We start from the raw sequence: 16,743 nt of genomic DNA on the forward strand, positions 1-16,743 counted from the left end.
CTGAACTCGCTCCCACATTTGGATCTCTGTGCTTCAGATAGAAATGTGTTGCTGTGCTTTTGATCCGCTTTTGTCTCTACCACTCAGTGCTTTGCTGAAGCCCTCGGAGTGGACCAACAACAACCACGACATCATCTGGCGCGTGGGCGACGGGTATGGCGGTGAGTATCACGATGTAGACAAACCCTGAGACGTGTCGGATAAGGCCCCCATCGGATGGGGGCCCATTCGCGGGGTGCATTCAGTTGGTGTCGAAACCCAACTGGCGGTACAGCGTTTTCATGTCGTAGTAATCGGTGCATTCGACAATCTTGTTGGCCTCGATCCTGATCACGCAAGTGCCGTCGACATTGATCTTGCGGTGAGTCGCCTGATAGCCGAACAGCTCGCCCTCATGGGTGCCCGTCATATGCCACTGGATCGTCCCGCCGCGCTCGCCAAGGCTGATCAAGTCGCGGATAACCTCGAAATCGGGCAATGCCTTTCTGATCAGGTCGAAAAAGTCGCCCAGCGCCGGGCGCCCTCGCATGATTTGCCCTGCGGCCTTGTCTTCATAGACGGTCGCCTCGGAAAAGATCGCGAGAAACCGCTCTTTGTCGGCGGTAGACCAGCTGTCGGCCCACTCCTGGATCAATGCACGGTGTTGATCTGTCATGGTGAATCTCCTGGGAAAGTTGGAACAGTGCAGCGCCACCCAATTGGTTGACGCCTGCGTCCATCGCCCGTGACAGATACACCTTCAGCTCCTGCTGAGCAGATACTCCCTCCGTACCAAAGCGCCAGACAAGCGTAGTCCGCGCGACGATTAAATCAACCGCGCCGCGACCAGCCAATCCGCTACCGCCTGGAACGAAGCATCCGGCACCGGATCACCGGGCACAGTCTTGCGCGCGATCTCAGCCGCCAGGTTCTTGTCCGGCGCGTGCGGAATACCCAGGTCGTAAGCCTCCTGCAACATCAGCAACGCCTCCTCCGGTGAGGCCCGGCACACGATCACCGGCACTGGCGTCTCACCGCGCACATAACGCACGCCAATCACCCAGCCATCGGTGGTGCCGATCATCATCGACGCCCTGCCCAGCCCCAGCTTGGTCGCCAACGCCTGCATTTCATTGCGCTGGCGCCGCCGCTCGCTCTTGATCAGCGGGTCGCCGTCGATGTCCTTGCGTTCGCGCTTGGTTTCGCTGCGGGTCATTTTCATGTCGCGACCGAACAGCCAGCGCTGCATGATCACGTCCACCGCACCGACCAGGATGAACGCGCACAACACCGTGAACACCAGCGGCTTGAGCACCAGGAAAAACGTCGACTCCATGCACTCCGCGCCACAGCGTGACGACTCCATCAGTGCCTGCAACGCATGCTTGCCGATCACATAAAACGCGATCGCCAGCACATGCACCTTGATCAGCCCCTTGATGAACTCCACCAGGTTGCGCAGGGCAAAAATCTTCTTCAAACCCTCGGCCGGGTTGATGCGTTTGAACTCGGGCTTGATCGGGTCCACCGAGAACACAAAGCCGCGCATGGTGATGATATTGGTCAGGATCACCACGCCGGTGGTCACCGCCATCACCGGCAAGGTAATACCGATGACCAGTTGCTCGGCATGGTCGAGCACCCGCGGCCACACCGTGGCGAAGGGCTCGATGTAGATTTGCGCGGTGAGGTCGATCAGCGCCGTGACCTGGGCCTTGGCACGCGGCGCCAGGATCGAGATGCACAGCGTGCAAAACAGGATGACCATGCCCGACACCAGGTCCTGGCTCTTGGCGACCTGGCCTTTCTGGCGTGCGTCCTTGAGCTTCTTGTCCGTGGCCGGCTGGGATTTTTCTTCGCTGGTATCGGCCATCGGCTACTCCATGCCGGCCAGGGTTTTGAGCAACTCGACAGTGCCGCGAAATTCCGCCAATTGGTCAAGCATCAACGGAATCAGAAAGCCGATGTAGATCACCATCAGGATCGAGAAAAACAGGTTTTTCACTGGCAGTGACAAGTCGAACATATGCAGGTTCGGCGCCATCCGCGACAGGTAGGCAAGCATCAGGTCGGTGATCAGCAACGAGATCAGCAAGGGCGAAACCATCAGCACGCCGACGCGCATGATCTGGTCGAGAATCGACAGCACCGCCAGCAACGCGGAGCTGGCGAACACCGGCGTGAATGAAGTCACCGGCCATAACTGGTAGCTGTGGTAATAGCCGTCGACCATCAGGATAAAGCCGCCGGACATGAAGAACAGCGTGATCAACATCACCGTGAGCAAGGTCGCCATCACGCTGGATTCACCGGATGACAACGGGTCCACCAGCTGCGCCATGGTCGAGCCGCGTTGCAGGTCGATCAACTCGCCCGCCACTTCCGCGGCCCAGAACGGAATGCCGAACAACAGGCCGATGAGGATGCCGATCAGGAACTCCTTGATCAGCAGCCCGGCGATGAACACGCTGCCGTGCTCGGGCATTCGGGTCAGCGCGTCGAACACCGGAAAGAACATCGGGATCGAAATGGCCACCGCCACACAGCCGCGAATCATGCCGGTCAGGCCCAGGCGGTTGAACGCCGGGGTGATCACCACCACCCCCATGGCGCGGCATGCGGCGAGCGAGGCGGCGCTGATCACCGGGTAGGCGACCTCCAGAAACTGCGCGGTAAGGCTGGCATCCATGGGCGGTCAGCGCGTCCACAGCGGGAAGTTATCCAGCACCTGGCTGCCCAGCTCCGCAACTTGGCCTGCGAGTACCGGGCCGAGAAACACGATGGTCAACAGCACCGCCACCAGCTTTACCACCTGCGGCAAGGTCTGGTCCTGAATCTGCGTCAGCGCCTGGAACAGTCCCACGCTCAAGCCCACGATAATCGCCACGCCCAGCGCCGGCGCGGAGAGCATCAGCACGGTCATCAGTGCCTGTTTCATCAATGACAGGAAAACGTCCTGGCCCATGGGTCGTGCCTCAGCCGTAACTCAGAATCAAACCGTGCATCAAGCGCGACCAGCCACTCAGTGACACGAATAAAAAGATCTTCAGCGGGATCGAAATCAGGTTCGGCGAGACCATCGACATGCCCATCGCCATCAGCACGTTGGACACCAGCAAGTCCACCACCAGGAACGGGATGTAGAGCAGAAAGCCGATCTCGAAGGCGCGGGTCAGTTCCGAGCTGACAAACGCCGGAATCAGCACCACCAGGTCATCGTCGCGCAGGTCGGCGCGGGCTTCCGGTGACCAGATGGTCTCGGTGGCCTGCACAAAAAAACCGCGCTCGGACTCATTCGCAAAACGCTTCAAATGCGCCTGCAGCGGCGGGCGCAGCGCATCGCCCAGGTCTTTGAGTTGCTCGACATGCTCGATATTGAGGTCGCGCCCCTCGACCTGGCGGTACATGTCGCCAATCAACGGCGTGGTCACGTACACCGACAGAATCAGCGCGATGCCGTACAGCACCAGGTTAGGCGGTGTCTGCTGCACCCCAAGGGCGTTGCGGATCAGGAACAGCACCACCGAAATCTTCATGAACCCGGTGAGCGTGACCACTGCCAACGGGATCAGCCCGATCGTCGCAACAACCAGGATGATCTCGATCAGGTTCGGCTGATAACCGGTCATGGGGTGGCAAAACTCAGCAGGCGCACGCCCAGGCCGTCACCGATTTTTACCAGTTGGCCCTGGCCGACGCGACGCCCGTTGACCATCAGGTCAACGTTGTCCACGCCGGGCGTGTTGAGCTGCAACAGGCTGCCCGCACCCAGTTCCCGCAATTGCGCCAGGGTCAGTTCCAGGCTACCGACCTGGCACACCAGTTTGAGCGGCAAGTCATCCAGGGCCGCAGCGGCATCAACATCAGTCATTGTGTTCTCCATGTGCAAAGGGGGTGCTTGTAGTTCTTCCTGCAACCGCAATTCGTCACCCTGGTATTGGCAGCGGGCCTGCAAGCGCCCGTCCAGGTCGAGCAACAAGCCCGAGCCCTGCTCCAGCATCAGCACATCGCCGGGCCGCAGGCTGCGCAATTCGCCCAGGGTCAGCCACTGCCGCCCGGCCACCACCGCCAGGGTCTGGTGCAGGGCGGGCAGCGGGTCGGGTTCGATCTGGCCGTATTGCGCCAGCAACTGCGCCACCAGCACGGCAGCGCCTTCGCTCAAGTCCAGTTGCGCGCTCATGGCCGGCTGGTTGCCAAAGGTCAATTCGAGCGCCAGGTGCACGGCATAGGCGCGCTGATCGTCAGTGGCCTCGACTAACTGCACCGGGTGGCCGAGCACCGGTTCCAGGGTCTCGATCAGGTCGAGCACCGCCAGTTCCAGCAGCAACGAGCGTGGCAACGATGGCAGCAACTGCGCATCGAACTGCAACGCCAGCGGTACCAGTACTTGCTCCAGCGCGGCCGACGACAGACGCAGGCGCACCGGGGCGCGACCCAGCAGCAAAAACACATCGCGCGAATTGCCCAGGCCTTGCGCTTGGGCGGCCCAGCTCACGCGCAACGCTTGCCCGGCGCAACGGCCCTGCCAGGCGCGACGGCGACGGTGCAGCTGGTTATGCAGCGCCAACAGCGCCGGGTCGTACTGCGTCAGCCAGGGTGCCAATGGGCCGGCAAGGGCGGTGATCATGTGCCGGTGCCTTCTTCGCGCAACTCACCGACACGGCGTTCATCACTTTCACGCCCTTGCAGCAGGCTTTGCCAGGCTTCGGACTGGCGTTGACGGCTCAGGCGTTCCTGGCGAAACAGGTCACGCTCGCGCTCCTGGCTTTGCAGGGTGGTGGACACGTGGTGCACGTCGTTCTCGAGCAGCTGCTGGTCATCCGACAGGCCGCGCAAACGCTCCTGAGCCGCCTGCCAGCTGGCCACCGACAGGCCCTCGGTCAAGGCTGCATAAACCTGACGGGCTTCCTCGGCAATCGCTTCACGGTGCAGGCGCAGTTGCTCCTTGGCGTCGGTCAACACGTCGTGGGTCTGCGCGCAGCGTTGCTGTTGGGCGGCCAGTTGGTTGGCGGCGCGTTGTTCACGCAGCACCCGCAGGGTTTGCAGGGTGCGCAGTTGGTCGGTTTTCATTGGGCTGTCTCCATGTTCATGCCAATACAAATCTGCGTGGCGAGCAGGCTTGCCCTGCGTTGGGCTGCGTAGCGGCCCCTTGCAAACTCACCGCGTTCTTCCCGAAAAAACTCAGTGCCTGGTTTGGGGCTGCTTCGCAGCCCAACGCAGGGCAAGCCTGCTCGCCACAGCAAGCCTGCTTTTCACAAACATTTGCGCCACTCTTTAACAGGCTCATGCCAACACCTGGCGCATGCGGATCAGGGTCTGGTCCAGGCTGCTCGGCTCGCCGGCGTTCTGGCGCAGGAACGCTTCGATGGCCGCATGGCGGTTGATGGCTTCGTCGGCCAGCGGGTCGCTGCCGGCGGAGTACTCGCCGACGCGGATGAGCATTTCGATTTCGCCGTAACGCGCCATCAGCTCACGTATGCGCATGGCCAGGCGTTTGTGTTCGTCACCGGCGACCTGCTCCATCAACCGGCTGCGGCTGCGTAATACATCCACCGCCGGGAAGTAGTTGCGCTGGGCCAGTTCCGCGCTGAGGGCGATATGCCCGTCGAGGATCGAACGGGCTTCTTCGGCCACCGGGTCACTGGCCGCATCCCCTTCCGTCAACACGGTGTACAGCGCGGTGATGCTGCCGGTGGGGCCGGGGCCGGCGCGTTCGAGCAGGCGCGGCAAAGCCGAGAAAAACGACGGCGGATAACCGCGACGGGTGGGCGGTTCGCCCACGGCCAGGCCGATTTCGCGCTGGGCGCGGGCGAAGCGCGTCAGGCTGTCCATCAGCAGCAATACATTGCGGCCCTGGTCGCGGTGGTACTCGGCCAGCGTGGTGGCGACAAACGCCGCACGCACGCGCTCGGCCGCCGGGCGATCCGAAGTCGCAACCACTGCCACGGTGCGCGCGCGGGCCTGGGCGTCGAGTTGCACGTCGAGCAGTTCGCGCACTTCCCTGCCCCGCTCGCCGATCAGGCCGATCACAATCACATCGGCTTCGCTGTTGCGGATGATGCTGGCGAGCAACGACGACTTGCCCACGCCCGGCTCACCAAAAATGCCCATGCGTTGGCCCTGGGCCAGGGTCAGCAGGCCGTCGATTGAGCGAATACCCAGCGCCATCGAACGCACGATCAGTTGCCGCGAAAACGGTGCGGGCGGCTCGGCATGCAGGGGGTAACGCTGCAAGGCCAGGGTCGGCGGGACGCCATCGCCGTCGAGAAAATCGCCCATGGGGCTGATCACCCGGCCCAGTTGCGCATCGCCCACGGCAACGCCCAGGGTTTCGCCGGTCGCCGTGATTTGCGTGCGGGTCGACAGGCCTTCCATGGAGCCGATCGGCGACAGAATCGCCTCGTCGCCATCAAAGCCGATCACCTCGGCGCTCAAGCTGCGGCCACTGCCGGGGTCGCGCAGTTGACACAGTTCACCGATGCTCGCACCGGCCACACTGGCGCGCAGCAATACACCGCGAATGCTCAACACGGTGCCGTGCATCGGTCGTGGACGGGCTTGCGCCAACCGTTCAGTCAGGCGTGGCAGCAGCTGTTGCAGGTTCATGCCACACCTTCTTCGGCAAAGGGCAGCAGGCTGCGGCGCAGGGTTTGCAACTGCGCTTCCAGGCCCAGTTCGACAGACCCGGCTGGGCTGTTGAGGCGCGCCTGACCGGCGCTCAGCTGCTCATCGGCGTCCACGGCAATCGCCAGGCCTTCGTGCTTGAGGCGTTGGCGCAAGGCCTCGACGTCGGTCGGCGGCACCCACAGGGTCAGTGCCTGGTCCTGGCGAAATGCACTCAGGGCCTGGCGGGTGCAACGCACGACACGGTCGGCGTTGTCCAGCTCACCCAATACTTCGCGCACGATGCCCAAAGCCAGGTCGGCCAGCGACGCTTCCAGGCTGCTCAAGTAGTGCTGCACCTGGGATTGGGTCTGCACCAGCAACTGCGCGACTTGTTCGGCGCCTGCCTGGCGCGCGCTTTCAAAACCCTCGGCGCGGGCGGCGTGCAGCCACTGGTCGCTGTCGGCCTTGATCTGTTCGGCCTGTTCCTTGGCGGCTTGCAGAAAGGCAAATCCATCGGTCCACAGCGCTGCTTCTTCAGCACGCAGGATGCGCGCAGTGGGCCGGCTCGGTAATTCACTCATGGGCGTTGTCCTCGGCCGCAAGGCTCGCAGCAGCGGCTTGAACGATTTCCAGGTCGCGGGGCAAGCGTGCGCTGTGGCCCTGGGGGAAGGCGAAACGCAGGCGCAGCCAGCCCTGCAAGTCGGCGTGCTGGGCGTGCAGCCAGGCGGCAACACAGCCTTGGCCGTCGCGGTCGATGGCCTCAATCAGCTCCGATGGCTCGCGCAGCAGGTCTGCGGCGCCGCCAAGTTGGCGCTGCGCCAACGCCTGGCTGAACACCTCGGCACCGAGTCCCTCGCGCAATTCGTTGACCCCCTCACGGCGGATCTCGCGGCTCAGGGTCGAGGCATGCCAGATGGCACCGCACAACCGTGGCAGGCGTGAAAACTGCGCGGGTGACAACAGCAACACCGCCAGGTCGGCGGCGGACGGCGTCACCAGGTGCGCAATTGGCGCCAGCTGATAATGGTTGACCAGCAACTGCTCCAGACGCTGACGAAAACGCGCCTGGCCTTGCAGGGCCTGCAGCACTTCATCGGGCAACTCATCGGCGAAACAGGCGCCCAGGCTCGGCCCGCGCACAAACTGCAGCGGCTCGGCGATCAGCCCCTGCCAGCGTTCAACCAGGCTCATTCACCCTCCTTGAGCACATACATCGCCTGGGACTGACGCCGCGCCCAGTGTTGGCGAGCCAATACCCCAAGCGCGCCGAGGGCAATCAGCAGCAAGCCGCCAAACATCACGCGTGCCTGCGCCAGGTTGTCTTCCAGCAACCACAGCCCCATGAAGCGCGCCAACCGCGGTTGCGCCGGGTTCTGGCTGATGGCGACGGCGGCCTTGATCGCCGTCACCGAGACGCCGTCGTAGCTAAGGCCGGAAATGCCGTTGGCGACCAGGGTCTTGATCTGCGGGATCAGCGTATTGATGTCGGTGCCCGGGTCGTAACGCACCAGCACCGAGGCCGACGACGGTGAAATCACGCGCTTGAGCAAGTCGTTGTCGGGCAACACCACGTGCACGCGGGCGGCGGCGATGCCGTCGATCTGCGACACCGAGTGCGACAGTTCTTCGCTCAGCGCATAGATCATCTGCGCGCGTTCCTGCACCGGCGACGACACCAGGCCATTGCCCTTGAACACCTCGCCCATGTTGGAAAAGCTCTGTTGCGGCAGGCCGGCGTTGTCGAGCAGCGTCATGGCCTCGGCAAAGCGCTCCTCGTCCACCACCACTTTGAGCTGGCCGTTGTCCTGGGTCTTGCGCTCCGCCGGGATGCCACCGCGCAGCAGCACCGCGACCATGGCGTTGGCATCGCGCTCGCTGAGGTTGGTATAGAGGTCGGTGTTGCACGCCTGCAAGAGGCTGGCGAGCAGGCCGATCAGCAGCAGGCGCAGCGCGCGGTTTGGGCTTGGCATGGCGTTATTGACCCTTGAGCAACGTGTTGGCGGACCCGGAAATCTGCGTCGCACCGCGCACTACCATCTGGGTTTCGATGGAGTAATCGAACATCTTGCCCAGGGAGTGCACGATCTGGTCGACCTGTTGCTCGCCGACTTTTTTGCCCGGCTCGCCCTGCGGCGAAGCACTTGCCGTGCGGATGTCCACCGAGGCCGGCGGCGGCGCCGACGGGTTATTGGTGAGCACGTCGGCGCGTTCGGAAAACGCGCGCGTACGGTCGATGAAACTGTTCATGCGCTCCATCAGGCCCGAGCCGATCTGGTGCGGGCTGGCGCCTTCGGGCATGCCCTTGGCGGTATTGGCCATGTGCTCGAACAGGTTCTGCGAGGCCCCGGCGGGCCCCGCACCGGCGGACGGCGGCAAGGCCGTGGCGCCGGCGGCGAGACTGATAGTCATAGGGGCTCCCTACTCTTCGTCGTCATCGGACATGGCGTCGTTCAGCAGTTCCTGCATCTTCGGCATGATGATGAACTGACCGCCGATGGTGACGGCCTGGGTGATCAACGCATCGTTGAATTCGGCGTCGCTGGTCTCCGACGGTTTGTCGGCGGCCTTGGCGTTATCCACCGCGGCGTTGAACTTGGCTTCAGGGCTGGCGCCACCGGGGGCGAGGTTGCTGTCTACGGCCGTTACGGACATGGTGCTGCTCCTTTACTGGGTTGGGGTTTCGGTACTGACTTGCGCGCCACGGAACACCCGCACCCCGCGCTCGCGCGCCACCGGGGCGGCCACGACCGTGGGTTGCAGGTGGTCGACATGCTGTTGCACCAGCGCCAGGTACGGCGGCGGGCCGGAAACAAACACTTCATCGCCCTCGGGGCCGTTGCGCATGGAGAGTTGCTGGCCGAACACGTCGAGGGTGTTCAGGTAGGCCTGCAACTGGTCCAGGTTCAGGGCGCTGGCCTTGAACAGCTTGGTGCTGATTTCATCGCTGGCATTGAGGTACAGCAGGTTGCCGTCGAAGTACCAGGTCAGGGCGTTGGTGCTGCACAAGGTCTGCAGGAACTCACCGGCGGTGGCTGCGCGGATGGTGCTGCGCGCCTTGCCGCGCACCTTGTCGGAAAGCACCAGCGGCACGTCGAGGTTGTGACCGAATTCTTCCAACGCGCTGCGAACGTCCTGATCGACCAGCACGTAGGCGTAGGGCTGCGAGAACCACGCGGGCTCCTCGGCCGCATTGGCAAAACCCGCACCGAACAGGCATAGGAGCGCCATCAAAAATATGCTTACATGGCCTGCGCCTTCGCCCGACGAGTTGTGACGATGACCCACAAATTTCTGCTCGCCAGCACCTTGCTGCTGGCTGCCTGCTCCAGCAAACCTGCGACCGATACCGACAAATCCCTGCAACTGGCCAACGACCTGAGCAAGCGCGGCGACTACAGCAGCGCGGCTGCGTTGTACGAGCGCGCCACCCAACAACCGGGTGCCGGCATTGAGCTGTGGCTCAAGCTCGGCCAGGCCCGGCTCGACGCCAAGGACGCGCTGGGCGCCGAACGCGCCTTCCAGCAGGCGCTGGGGTTTGATGCCCACAACGCCGACGCCCTGCTCGGCCTTGGCACTGCGCAGTTGCAATTGGGCAAGACCCAACGCGCCGTGACAGCGTTGGAGCAGGCTGCCGAGATCAATCACTTGCCGGTGGCCTACACCCGCCTGGGCATCGCCCACGTGCTGAATGGCCAGGCCAGTGCCGCACAAACCGCCTTCGCCAAAAGCCTGAGCCTGCAGCCCGACGACCTCGACAGCCGTTGCAACCTGGCGCTGGCTTATGCGCTGGGCGGGCAGCCGCAACAGGCGCTGGATACCATTGCGCCCGTCACCCAATCGCCGCGCGCATTGCCCCGGCATCAGCGGAATGAGTTGTTGGTGATGGTGTTGGCCGGGTATGAGCAGCGGGTGGCCAGCCTTCCCCTTGATGACATCCCTGCCGCAGAACGTGCGCGATTGGTGGTGGAGGCCAAGCGGATCAAGGCGATCAGTGATCCGGTGGCGCAGGCCAAGGAATTGGGGTTGGTGGACCCGCGTTGAGCCCGTGGTGATTAAGGGTGTTGTGGCGAGCGGGCTGGTTGAGGTGAACGGGCTTGTTGTGGCGAGCGGGCTTGCCCCGCGTTGGGCTGCGAAGCGGCCCCTTGCAGTCTCGCCGCGTTCTTTCAGATAGCACTCAGGGCCTGGTTTTGGGGCTGCTTCGCAGCCCAACGCGGGGCAAGCCCGCTCGCCACAACAAGCCCGCTCGCCACAGGACGTTCTCAGAACATAGGAAACGTGGCCCTCAACAGTCATTGTTGGCCTCCGGTGGCGCCGGCTTTGGCTTCTTGTTGATCTTTGCGACGTTGCAGCTGCTCGCGGTCGAAGCCTTCGATGTAGACCTGCGCGGCGCGGCCAACAGGGGCGGCCATCGCCGGGCCGGTGGTGCGGCCTTGGGTCAGGTCCTGTCTGCGCTCAACCATCTGCATCAAATTCAAATTGTTCGCGCAGCCCAGCGGCAGCGTCGGTTTGAAGTCTTCGTCCAGCCCGATTGCGTCCTTGGCCGCCGGTTGCTGGCACTGGCTTGGCAGGCCATCCGCGCGAAACTCCGGCGCGTAATACACGGGCGCCAAGTGGGTCTGGCAGCCCATCAGCGCCAGGGGCAAGAGCATCAACACACGCAAAGCAGTCATCGCAGGCCCCCTCATCAATTCATGTAAAAACCGAACGCGCCGCCGCTGCGCGGGCCGCTGGCTGCGGCGGTCGCCGGTTGTGCGTCCAGCGGCGTGGCGAGCGTGCGACTGCGCACCGGCTCGACCAGGTACGGGGTAATCAGGATCACCAGCTCGGTTTCATTGCGCTGGAAACGCTTGGAGCGAAACAGGTTGCCCAGGATCGGCAAGTCGCCAAGCAGCGGCAGCTTTTCAATGTCCTGGCTGCTCTCACGCTGGAACAGCCCGGCAATCGCGAAGGTCTGCCCGCTGCCGACTTCCACCCGCGTGTCCGCGCGGCGCACGCTGAAGGACGGCACATGGAAGTTGCCGAAATCGACGGTACCGCCGCTGACCACGCTGCTGACTTCCGGGCGTACTTGCAGGGCAATGCGGCCGTTGGGCAGCAGCGTCGGGTTGAACAGCAGCGACACGCCGAACGACTTGTATTCGATGCCTACCAAGTCACGGTTGACCGGCACCGGGATCGCCACTTCGCCACCGGCGAGGAAGCTGGCGGTCTGGCCGGTCATGGCGGTGATATTCGGCTCGGCCAATATCTGCAAAATGCCGTTGGCCTGCAGCGCATCGAGCATGCCGTCGATGTTCACATTGCCCGAGCCGGTGCCTGCCGTTGCCAGGCCACCGGCCGTTGCCGCTGCCAGGCCGCCACCGGTGATCAGGCCAAAGGAGAAGGTGCCGTTGCTGAACATCGCGTTCCAGTTCACGCCGTAGTGCAGCAATTCGGAGCGCGAGACTTCGGCAAACCGTACGCGCAGGTTCACCTGGGCCGCGCCTGCGTATTCGGTGGTGTTGATTGCGCTCTGGAAGCCTTGGCCCTGCGGGTTGAGCAGCGCGTTAAGGTCCGTCGCTTCGGCCACCGAACCGACGGTGCCCTTGGCGATCAGGCGGTTGCCGGCGCCGCTGATCTGCGCGCCATTGCCGGGGTGCAAGGCCTGCATCGGCGTGGTCACCGCGGCCGTACCGCTGCTGACCGACAAGGTCAGGCCGGCCAGTTGTTTGCCGTCATTGCCAAGGGCGATCAGGCTGGTAGTGCCTGGCGTCTTGCCGAAAATATAAATCGTGCCCGGCGACACCACTTGCAGGTCGGCCACATTCGGCTCGGCGACCAGTACCGAATCCACCGGCGCCACAAAATGCAGAATGCGCCCTTCACCGGACGCCAGGTTGATCGAACCTGAGGCCCCGTTGGCAATGTCCTGAGCCTGACTTGCAGTGGTGACCAGAGCCAGCAACAACATACAAAAACGCATCATGAGGCAGACGCCAGGGAGGTGACTGAAGCCGCGGCAGGCGCGCGGCGGTTGGAAATATCGGTGAGGCTGATGGTCACCAGCGCTTGCAGGTTGTACTCGGTGGCCAGCTCGCGGAACGACAGCACCGCCAATTCCAGTTCACCGCGCAACACCAGACGGCGCAGGCTGCGCCGCAGCTCCGGGTGCACCAGCAATACCGCGCTGTTGACCTCGCGGGTGTTTTCACAGGCCTGGCGCAGTTGCGCGATCAAGGCGCGGCTGACGTCTTCGGGGATCAATTCGCGCTGCGGTTCCTGGCGACGCAGGGACGCGCGCAACTGGTCTTCCAGGCCCGGCGCCAGCACCAGTGCACCGATTACCCGGTTACGGTCGGCGTACTGATGGCTGATCTGGCGCGCCAATGCCGCGCGCAAATGTTCGGCCAGCCGCCCGGCATCGGTCTCGCGGGCGCCCCACTCCACCATGGCTTCGAGCAAGGCGCGCTGATTGCGGATCGACACGCCTTCGCCGACCAACAGGCGCAAGGTCTCGGCAACGCGCTGCAAGGGGACCAGGCGCAAGGCTTCCTTGACCAGTTCGCCGTACGTGGCTTCGGTGCGCTCGAGCAGCAGGCGGGTTTCCTGGATGCCGAGGAAGTCGGCGGCATAGCGGCGCAGGCTGCGTTCCAGCACGCCACGCAAGACTTCGGCGGGCAGCAGGAAACCGATGCCGGCGTTGCGCAAGGTCTCTTCGTGCTGGCGCTCGACCCAGTGGGCATTACGGCCGTTGAGCGGCGAGTCGGCTTGCACGGTGGCGATGTCCAGCAGTTGCACATGCACCGGGTCGTCCTGCACAAGCAGACAATTGATCGGCAGTTCGCCTTCGCTCACCGGCACGCCTTCCAGCGACACGCGGAAACTGACCGGCGTGGCCTTGGCCTCCATGTAGATGCCCGGCACCGGCACATCCACGCCCAGGTCAGTACGGATGTCGTGACACAGCGCTTCGACACGCTGGCGCAGCAACTGGCGCGGCGCGCTCTGGGACACGCCGCTGCCCAGGGTGAGCAGCACGCGAGTATCGGGCAGCAGGTTGTCATCCAGTTCGGCCTGCGCCTCGACCACCGGTTCCGGGGTTTCGGCCAAGGCTTCCAGCTCGCCCTGGGGCTGGCGGGTGTGCCGGCGGTACATCACAAACGCTGCGCCGCCAAAGGCTGCGGACAAGCCGAGGAATACCCAGGTCGGAAAACCGGGCAACAGGCCCACACCGATCATGATCAATGCCGTCAGGCCCAGTGCCCGGTAGCTGGCGCCCAGTTGCTTGATGATCTCGCTGCCCAGGTCGCCGGCTTCACCGTCGCTGTTAACCCGCGTGACCACCGTGCCCGCCGCCACCGAAATCAGCAGCGCCGGGATCTGTGCGATCAGGCCGTCACCCACGGTCAGCAGCGAGTAGGTGTGCACCGCCACACCAAACGGCATGTCGCGTTCGATCATGCCGATCAGCATGCCGCCGAGCAGGTTGACCGCCAGAATCACCAGGCCGGCGATGGCGTCGCCTTTGACGAATTTCATCGCGCCGTCCATCGCGCCGAACATCTGGCTTTCGCGCTCCAGGCGCGAACGCCGACGACGCGCTTCGGCCTGGTCGATGTCGCCATTGCGCAGGTCGTTGTCGATGCTCATCTGCTTGCCGGGCATCGCGTCCAGGGTGAAGCGCGCGGCCACTTCCGCGACGCGTTCGGCCCCTTTGGTGATCACCACGAACTGCGCCACGGTGATGATCAAAAACACCACCATGCCGACCACGACCTGGCCGGCGATCACAAAGTCACCGAAGGCCTTGACGATATGGCCGGCGTCGCCGTGCAGCAGGATCAAGCGAGTGGTGGTGATCGACAACGACAAGCGAAACAGGGTGCTGAGCAGAATCAGCGGCGGCAGCGCGGAGAATTCCACGGAATGGCCGATGTAGAACGCAACGATCAGGATCAGGATGCTCAGGGCAATGTTGAGGCCGATCAGCATGTCCACCAGGTAGGTGGGCAGCGGGATGATCATCATCACAATCGCCATCAGCATGAATGCGACGATGATCACGTCGGTGCGCTGCGCCGCCATGCGCGCCAGGTTGTTCAGGCGGTTGAGGGCACTCATGCGCCGGCCCTGCGCGCAGCCAGGTAGCGTTTGAAGCACTGGCGCGCTTCGTCCTTGCGCTCGCCGTACCACAGCGCGCGGGCGCGCAGCAGCAACAGGCTGGCGGACTCGCCTTCCAGCGCCACCAGACGATCGAGGGCGCCCAGGGCACGGCCGGCGTCGCCGCTGTCGGTGAACGCGAGCACCAGCGAGCGCAGCAACACACCGTCTTCTGGCGCGACGCTGACGGCGATCAGCAGCATCACCAGCGCGCGCTGGGACTGGCCGTTGCGTCGGTACAGCTCGCCAATCCCTTTGAGCAATTGCACGGCGTCGTCGTTATCGCGGGCCATCAGGCATGTACCTCCGAGCGTTGCTGTTCGAGGGTGCGGCGCATCTCGATCTCTTCGCTGATCAGGTCATGGGCCAGCTCCTTGATATCCGTCTCGGCATCGAGGGACGGCAGGATGTGTTCCATCACGTGTTCCAGCAGCTCCAGGGAGCGGGCGCTGCCGAACAGCAAGGAGTCAACGCCCGCGGCGCTGGTGAGTGCTTCGAGGTCACTGCGCAGCGAGCGGCGGGTTTGGGTCTTGCGGGTGTTGAGCACCGCCTCGAACGCAGTGGCCTGGCGTGAATTGACCGGGCGAACGGCTTCGACGGGGGCGCTGCGTGCGTCGCTGGGGATGAGCGGGCGGGGTTCGACTTTCATGCGGGGGCCTGCGAACAGCGCTCATGGCTGAATAGGTACTCCGACCCAAGATCTCTAGCGCCTGACAGATAGCTTTCGCGGGCAAGCCCGCTCCCACATTTGAATTGCGTGGCGGTGGGTAGACTTGGGTTGGCGGGGGGGACGCCATCGCGGGCAAGCCAGCTCCCACGGGTGGGTTGGGTGCGTTCCATGGGGCCACTCATAAGGTGAAGGTGAAGCGCTCTTCGCCACGGGCGAGGATCACTTGGTTGTTCTCGATGCGCTCCAGCACCCAGTTGTCCGCCAGGGCCGCGCCGGGGTACAGGCGTTTGCCGCTGTCGTTGATCACGTAGGGGTTGGTGCCGAACCACACGGCCTGGAAGCGCACACGCGGGCGTGCGGCGTCGGCGCGTACGCTGACGCGAGGGTTGAGGACGATCTGTTGGCCGTAACGCTCATCGAAGGCTTGTTGCAGGGCCAGCCATTGAGGTTTTTGCGACTGTTCGAAGCTGCCGACGGCACTGAGCTGGCCGTTGGCGTCAGTGACCTTTATTGCATCCAGGTGGGCAGCCTGGAGTTGCTGCTCCAGCCAGGTTTTGGCGTGTTCACGCGATGGTTTTTTCAGCGCAGGCACCTGCGCCGCGACCGCGGCCTGGGTGAGCGGCGTGTCGTTGCGCACCGCCAGCGCCCCCGCACATAAAAACAGCAGGACGAGCGCGACAATCCAGGGCGTAAATGTGCGCGTGGCGTCCGAAGGTTTTTCCACCCCCTCAGGCGAGGCCAGGCTGACACCTGCCGCGCCGATACGCAGCTGCAACGGCAGTCGCGCGCGATGGCCGCTGCCGTAGGGAATACGGACATTTTTGCCAAGCACAACATCGCCGCCCAACGCTTCGACTGCCACCTGGCCGCCCTCGAACCGCAGGCGCAGGTGCAGGCCGGCGATGCCGGGATCGCTGAGTACCAGATCGGCCGCGAGGTCCGCGCCGAGGGTGTAGACAGGCTGGTCGAGCACCAGGGAACTGCCCTGATGCAAACCGCTGGTCACAGTCAGGGTCGGTGCGCCAATACCAGCGACCGGACCCAAGGAAATCAAGGCTGTCATGTTCGGGTTTGCCCCCTTGAGCATGTGCAACGGGGTCAACAATCAGAAGGTGAAAACACTCAGCAGGTAAACGGGCAGCGCCGGCGCCGCCCGTTTTGGCGAATCAGTTCTGCGGACGCTGTTTGGTGGCGTCGAGTTCCGCTTTTTTCGCGGTACTGATTTCAGTGATCTTGGCCGACTTCTCGATAGCCATGTTGAAGGTCGCTTCCATCTTCGCGATAGCGTCGTCGGCGCCGCCGGCTTTTACTGGTGGGACATCAGCCATGTTCATCTCCTTGCATCGATA

22 protein-coding genes are annotated in these 16,743 nt (G+C 63.7%); 1 reads left to right on the forward strand and 21 read right to left on the reverse strand.

What is annotated here, in order from left to right; all coding sequences use genetic code 11:
* Window positions 1-241 precede the first annotated feature (241 nt).
* From AB5I78_RS17530 to AB5I78_RS17595, 14 genes are all read right to left on the reverse strand, one after another.
* Entirely contained in the window at window positions 242-655 is a 414-nt protein-coding gene (locus AB5I78_RS17530) for an ester cyclase (RefSeq protein ID WP_145164102.1), read from the reverse strand.
* Window positions 656-805: 150 nt separating this feature from the next.
* A complete protein-coding gene (locus AB5I78_RS17535; RefSeq protein ID WP_262207680.1) occupies window positions 806-1,852 on the reverse strand; it encodes an EscU/YscU/HrcU family type III secretion system export apparatus switch protein in 1,047 nt (348 codons plus the stop codon).
* 3 nt (window positions 1,853-1,855) lie between these two features.
* Window positions 1,856-2,668, reverse strand: a complete 813-nt coding sequence (gene sctT, locus AB5I78_RS17540) for a type III secretion system export apparatus subunit SctT (protein ID WP_106578746.1) — start codon at window positions 2,666-2,668, stop codon at window positions 1,856-1,858.
* A gap of 6 nt (window positions 2,669-2,674) precedes the next feature.
* Window positions 2,675-2,944 (reverse strand): type III secretion system export apparatus subunit SctS, encoded by a 270-nt coding sequence (gene sctS, locus AB5I78_RS17545; RefSeq protein WP_003208314.1) that lies wholly within the window; start codon window positions 2,942-2,944, stop codon window positions 2,675-2,677.
* A 10-nt stretch (window positions 2,945-2,954) separates the two neighbouring features.
* Entirely contained in the window at window positions 2,955-3,608 is a 654-nt protein-coding gene (sctR, locus tag AB5I78_RS17550; protein ID WP_017137580.1) for a type III secretion system export apparatus subunit SctR, read from the reverse strand.
* On the reverse strand, window positions 3,605-4,606 hold the full coding sequence (gene sctQ / locus AB5I78_RS17555) for a type III secretion system cytoplasmic ring protein SctQ (protein ID WP_369303170.1): 1,002 nt from the start codon (window positions 4,604-4,606) through the stop codon (window positions 3,605-3,607). Before sctQ ends, sctR begins: the two co-directional genes overlap by 4 nt.
* Window positions 4,603-5,049 carry a hypothetical protein gene (locus tag AB5I78_RS17560; RefSeq protein WP_242199435.1) on the reverse strand — a complete coding sequence of 149 codons (447 nt, stop codon included), beginning with the start codon at window positions 5,047-5,049 and terminating at the stop codon, window positions 4,603-4,605. The genes sctQ and AB5I78_RS17560 overlap by 4 nt, the downstream gene beginning before the upstream one ends.
* A 213-nt stretch (window positions 5,050-5,262) precedes the next feature.
* Window positions 5,263-6,585, reverse strand: a complete 1,323-nt coding sequence (locus tag AB5I78_RS17565) for a FliI/YscN family ATPase (protein WP_369303171.1) — start codon at window positions 6,583-6,585, stop codon at window positions 5,263-5,265.
* A complete protein-coding gene (sctL, locus tag AB5I78_RS17570) occupies window positions 6,582-7,166 on the reverse strand; it encodes a type III secretion system stator protein SctL (protein ID WP_242199432.1) in 585 nt (194 codons plus the stop codon). Before sctL ends, AB5I78_RS17565 begins: the two co-directional genes overlap by 4 nt.
* A complete protein-coding gene (locus AB5I78_RS17575) occupies window positions 7,159-7,776 on the reverse strand; it encodes a type III secretion protein (RefSeq protein ID WP_369303172.1) in 618 nt (205 codons plus the stop codon). Before AB5I78_RS17575 ends, sctL begins: the two co-directional genes overlap by 8 nt.
* Window positions 7,773-8,555, reverse strand: a complete 783-nt coding sequence (gene sctJ, locus AB5I78_RS17580; protein ID WP_369303173.1) for a type III secretion system inner membrane ring lipoprotein SctJ — start codon at window positions 8,553-8,555, stop codon at window positions 7,773-7,775. Before sctJ ends, AB5I78_RS17575 begins: the two co-directional genes overlap by 4 nt.
* A gap of 4 nt (window positions 8,556-8,559) precedes the next feature.
* Entirely contained in the window at window positions 8,560-8,994 is a 435-nt protein-coding gene (locus tag AB5I78_RS17585) for a hypothetical protein (RefSeq protein WP_145164086.1), read from the reverse strand.
* Between the two features lie 9 nt (window positions 8,995-9,003).
* On the reverse strand, window positions 9,004-9,237 hold the full coding sequence (locus AB5I78_RS17590) for a hypothetical protein (RefSeq protein ID WP_119739909.1): 234 nt from the start codon (window positions 9,235-9,237) through the stop codon (window positions 9,004-9,006).
* Between the two features lie 12 nt (window positions 9,238-9,249).
* Window positions 9,250-9,813, reverse strand: coding sequence for a type III secretion protein (locus AB5I78_RS17595; RefSeq protein WP_369303174.1), 564 nt, complete (start codon window positions 9,811-9,813; stop codon window positions 9,250-9,252).
* Window positions 9,814-9,861: 48 nt separating this feature from the next.
* Here AB5I78_RS17595 and AB5I78_RS17600 point away from each other — a divergent pair, with 48 nt between their 5' ends.
* Complete coding sequence (locus AB5I78_RS17600; RefSeq protein WP_369303175.1) at window positions 9,862-10,626, forward strand: tetratricopeptide repeat protein; 765 nt, start codon at window positions 9,862-9,864, stop codon at window positions 10,624-10,626.
* 248 nt (window positions 10,627-10,874) lie between these two features.
* On the opposite strand, the gene AB5I78_RS17605 is transcribed toward AB5I78_RS17600, so the two are convergent.
* The 7 genes from AB5I78_RS17605 to AB5I78_RS17635 form a co-directional block, all read right to left on the reverse strand.
* A complete protein-coding gene (locus AB5I78_RS17605; protein ID WP_106578757.1) occupies window positions 10,875-11,255 on the reverse strand; it encodes a hypothetical protein in 381 nt (126 codons plus the stop codon).
* A 14-nt stretch (window positions 11,256-11,269) separates the two neighbouring features.
* Entirely contained in the window at window positions 11,270-12,550 is a 1,281-nt protein-coding gene (locus AB5I78_RS17610; protein WP_262209192.1) for a type II and III secretion system protein family protein, read from the reverse strand.
* The gene (gene sctV, locus AB5I78_RS17615) at window positions 12,547-14,685 is read right to left on the reverse strand and encodes a type III secretion system export apparatus subunit SctV (RefSeq protein ID WP_369303176.1); all 2,139 of its coding nucleotides are present in this window, start codon (window positions 14,683-14,685) and stop codon (window positions 12,547-12,549) included. The genes AB5I78_RS17610 and sctV overlap by 4 nt, the downstream gene beginning before the upstream one ends.
* On the reverse strand, window positions 14,682-15,017 hold the full coding sequence (locus AB5I78_RS17620) for a lipopolysaccharide assembly protein LapB (RefSeq protein ID WP_145164076.1): 336 nt from the start codon (window positions 15,015-15,017) through the stop codon (window positions 14,682-14,684). Before AB5I78_RS17620 ends, sctV begins: the two co-directional genes overlap by 4 nt.
* Window positions 15,017-15,373, reverse strand: a complete 357-nt coding sequence (locus tag AB5I78_RS17625; protein WP_262209189.1) for a hypothetical protein — start codon at window positions 15,371-15,373, stop codon at window positions 15,017-15,019. Before AB5I78_RS17625 ends, AB5I78_RS17620 begins: the two co-directional genes overlap by 1 nt.
* Window positions 15,374-15,572: 199 nt before the next feature.
* Entirely contained in the window at window positions 15,573-16,457 is an 885-nt protein-coding gene (locus tag AB5I78_RS17630; protein WP_369303177.1) for an FHA domain-containing protein, read from the reverse strand.
* A 103-nt stretch (window positions 16,458-16,560) separates the two neighbouring features.
* Window positions 16,561-16,722: a hypothetical protein gene (locus tag AB5I78_RS17635; RefSeq protein ID WP_016969018.1), complete on the reverse strand. Its 162-nt coding sequence runs from the start codon at window positions 16,720-16,722 to the stop codon at window positions 16,561-16,563.
* Window positions 16,723-16,743 lie beyond the last annotated feature (21 nt).

The sequence above is a fragment of the Pseudomonas sp. N2-3-1-14 genome (assembly GCF_041228395.1).
In the GTDB taxonomy this organism is placed as follows: Bacteria; Pseudomonadota; Gammaproteobacteria; order Pseudomonadales; family Pseudomonadaceae; genus Aquipseudomonas.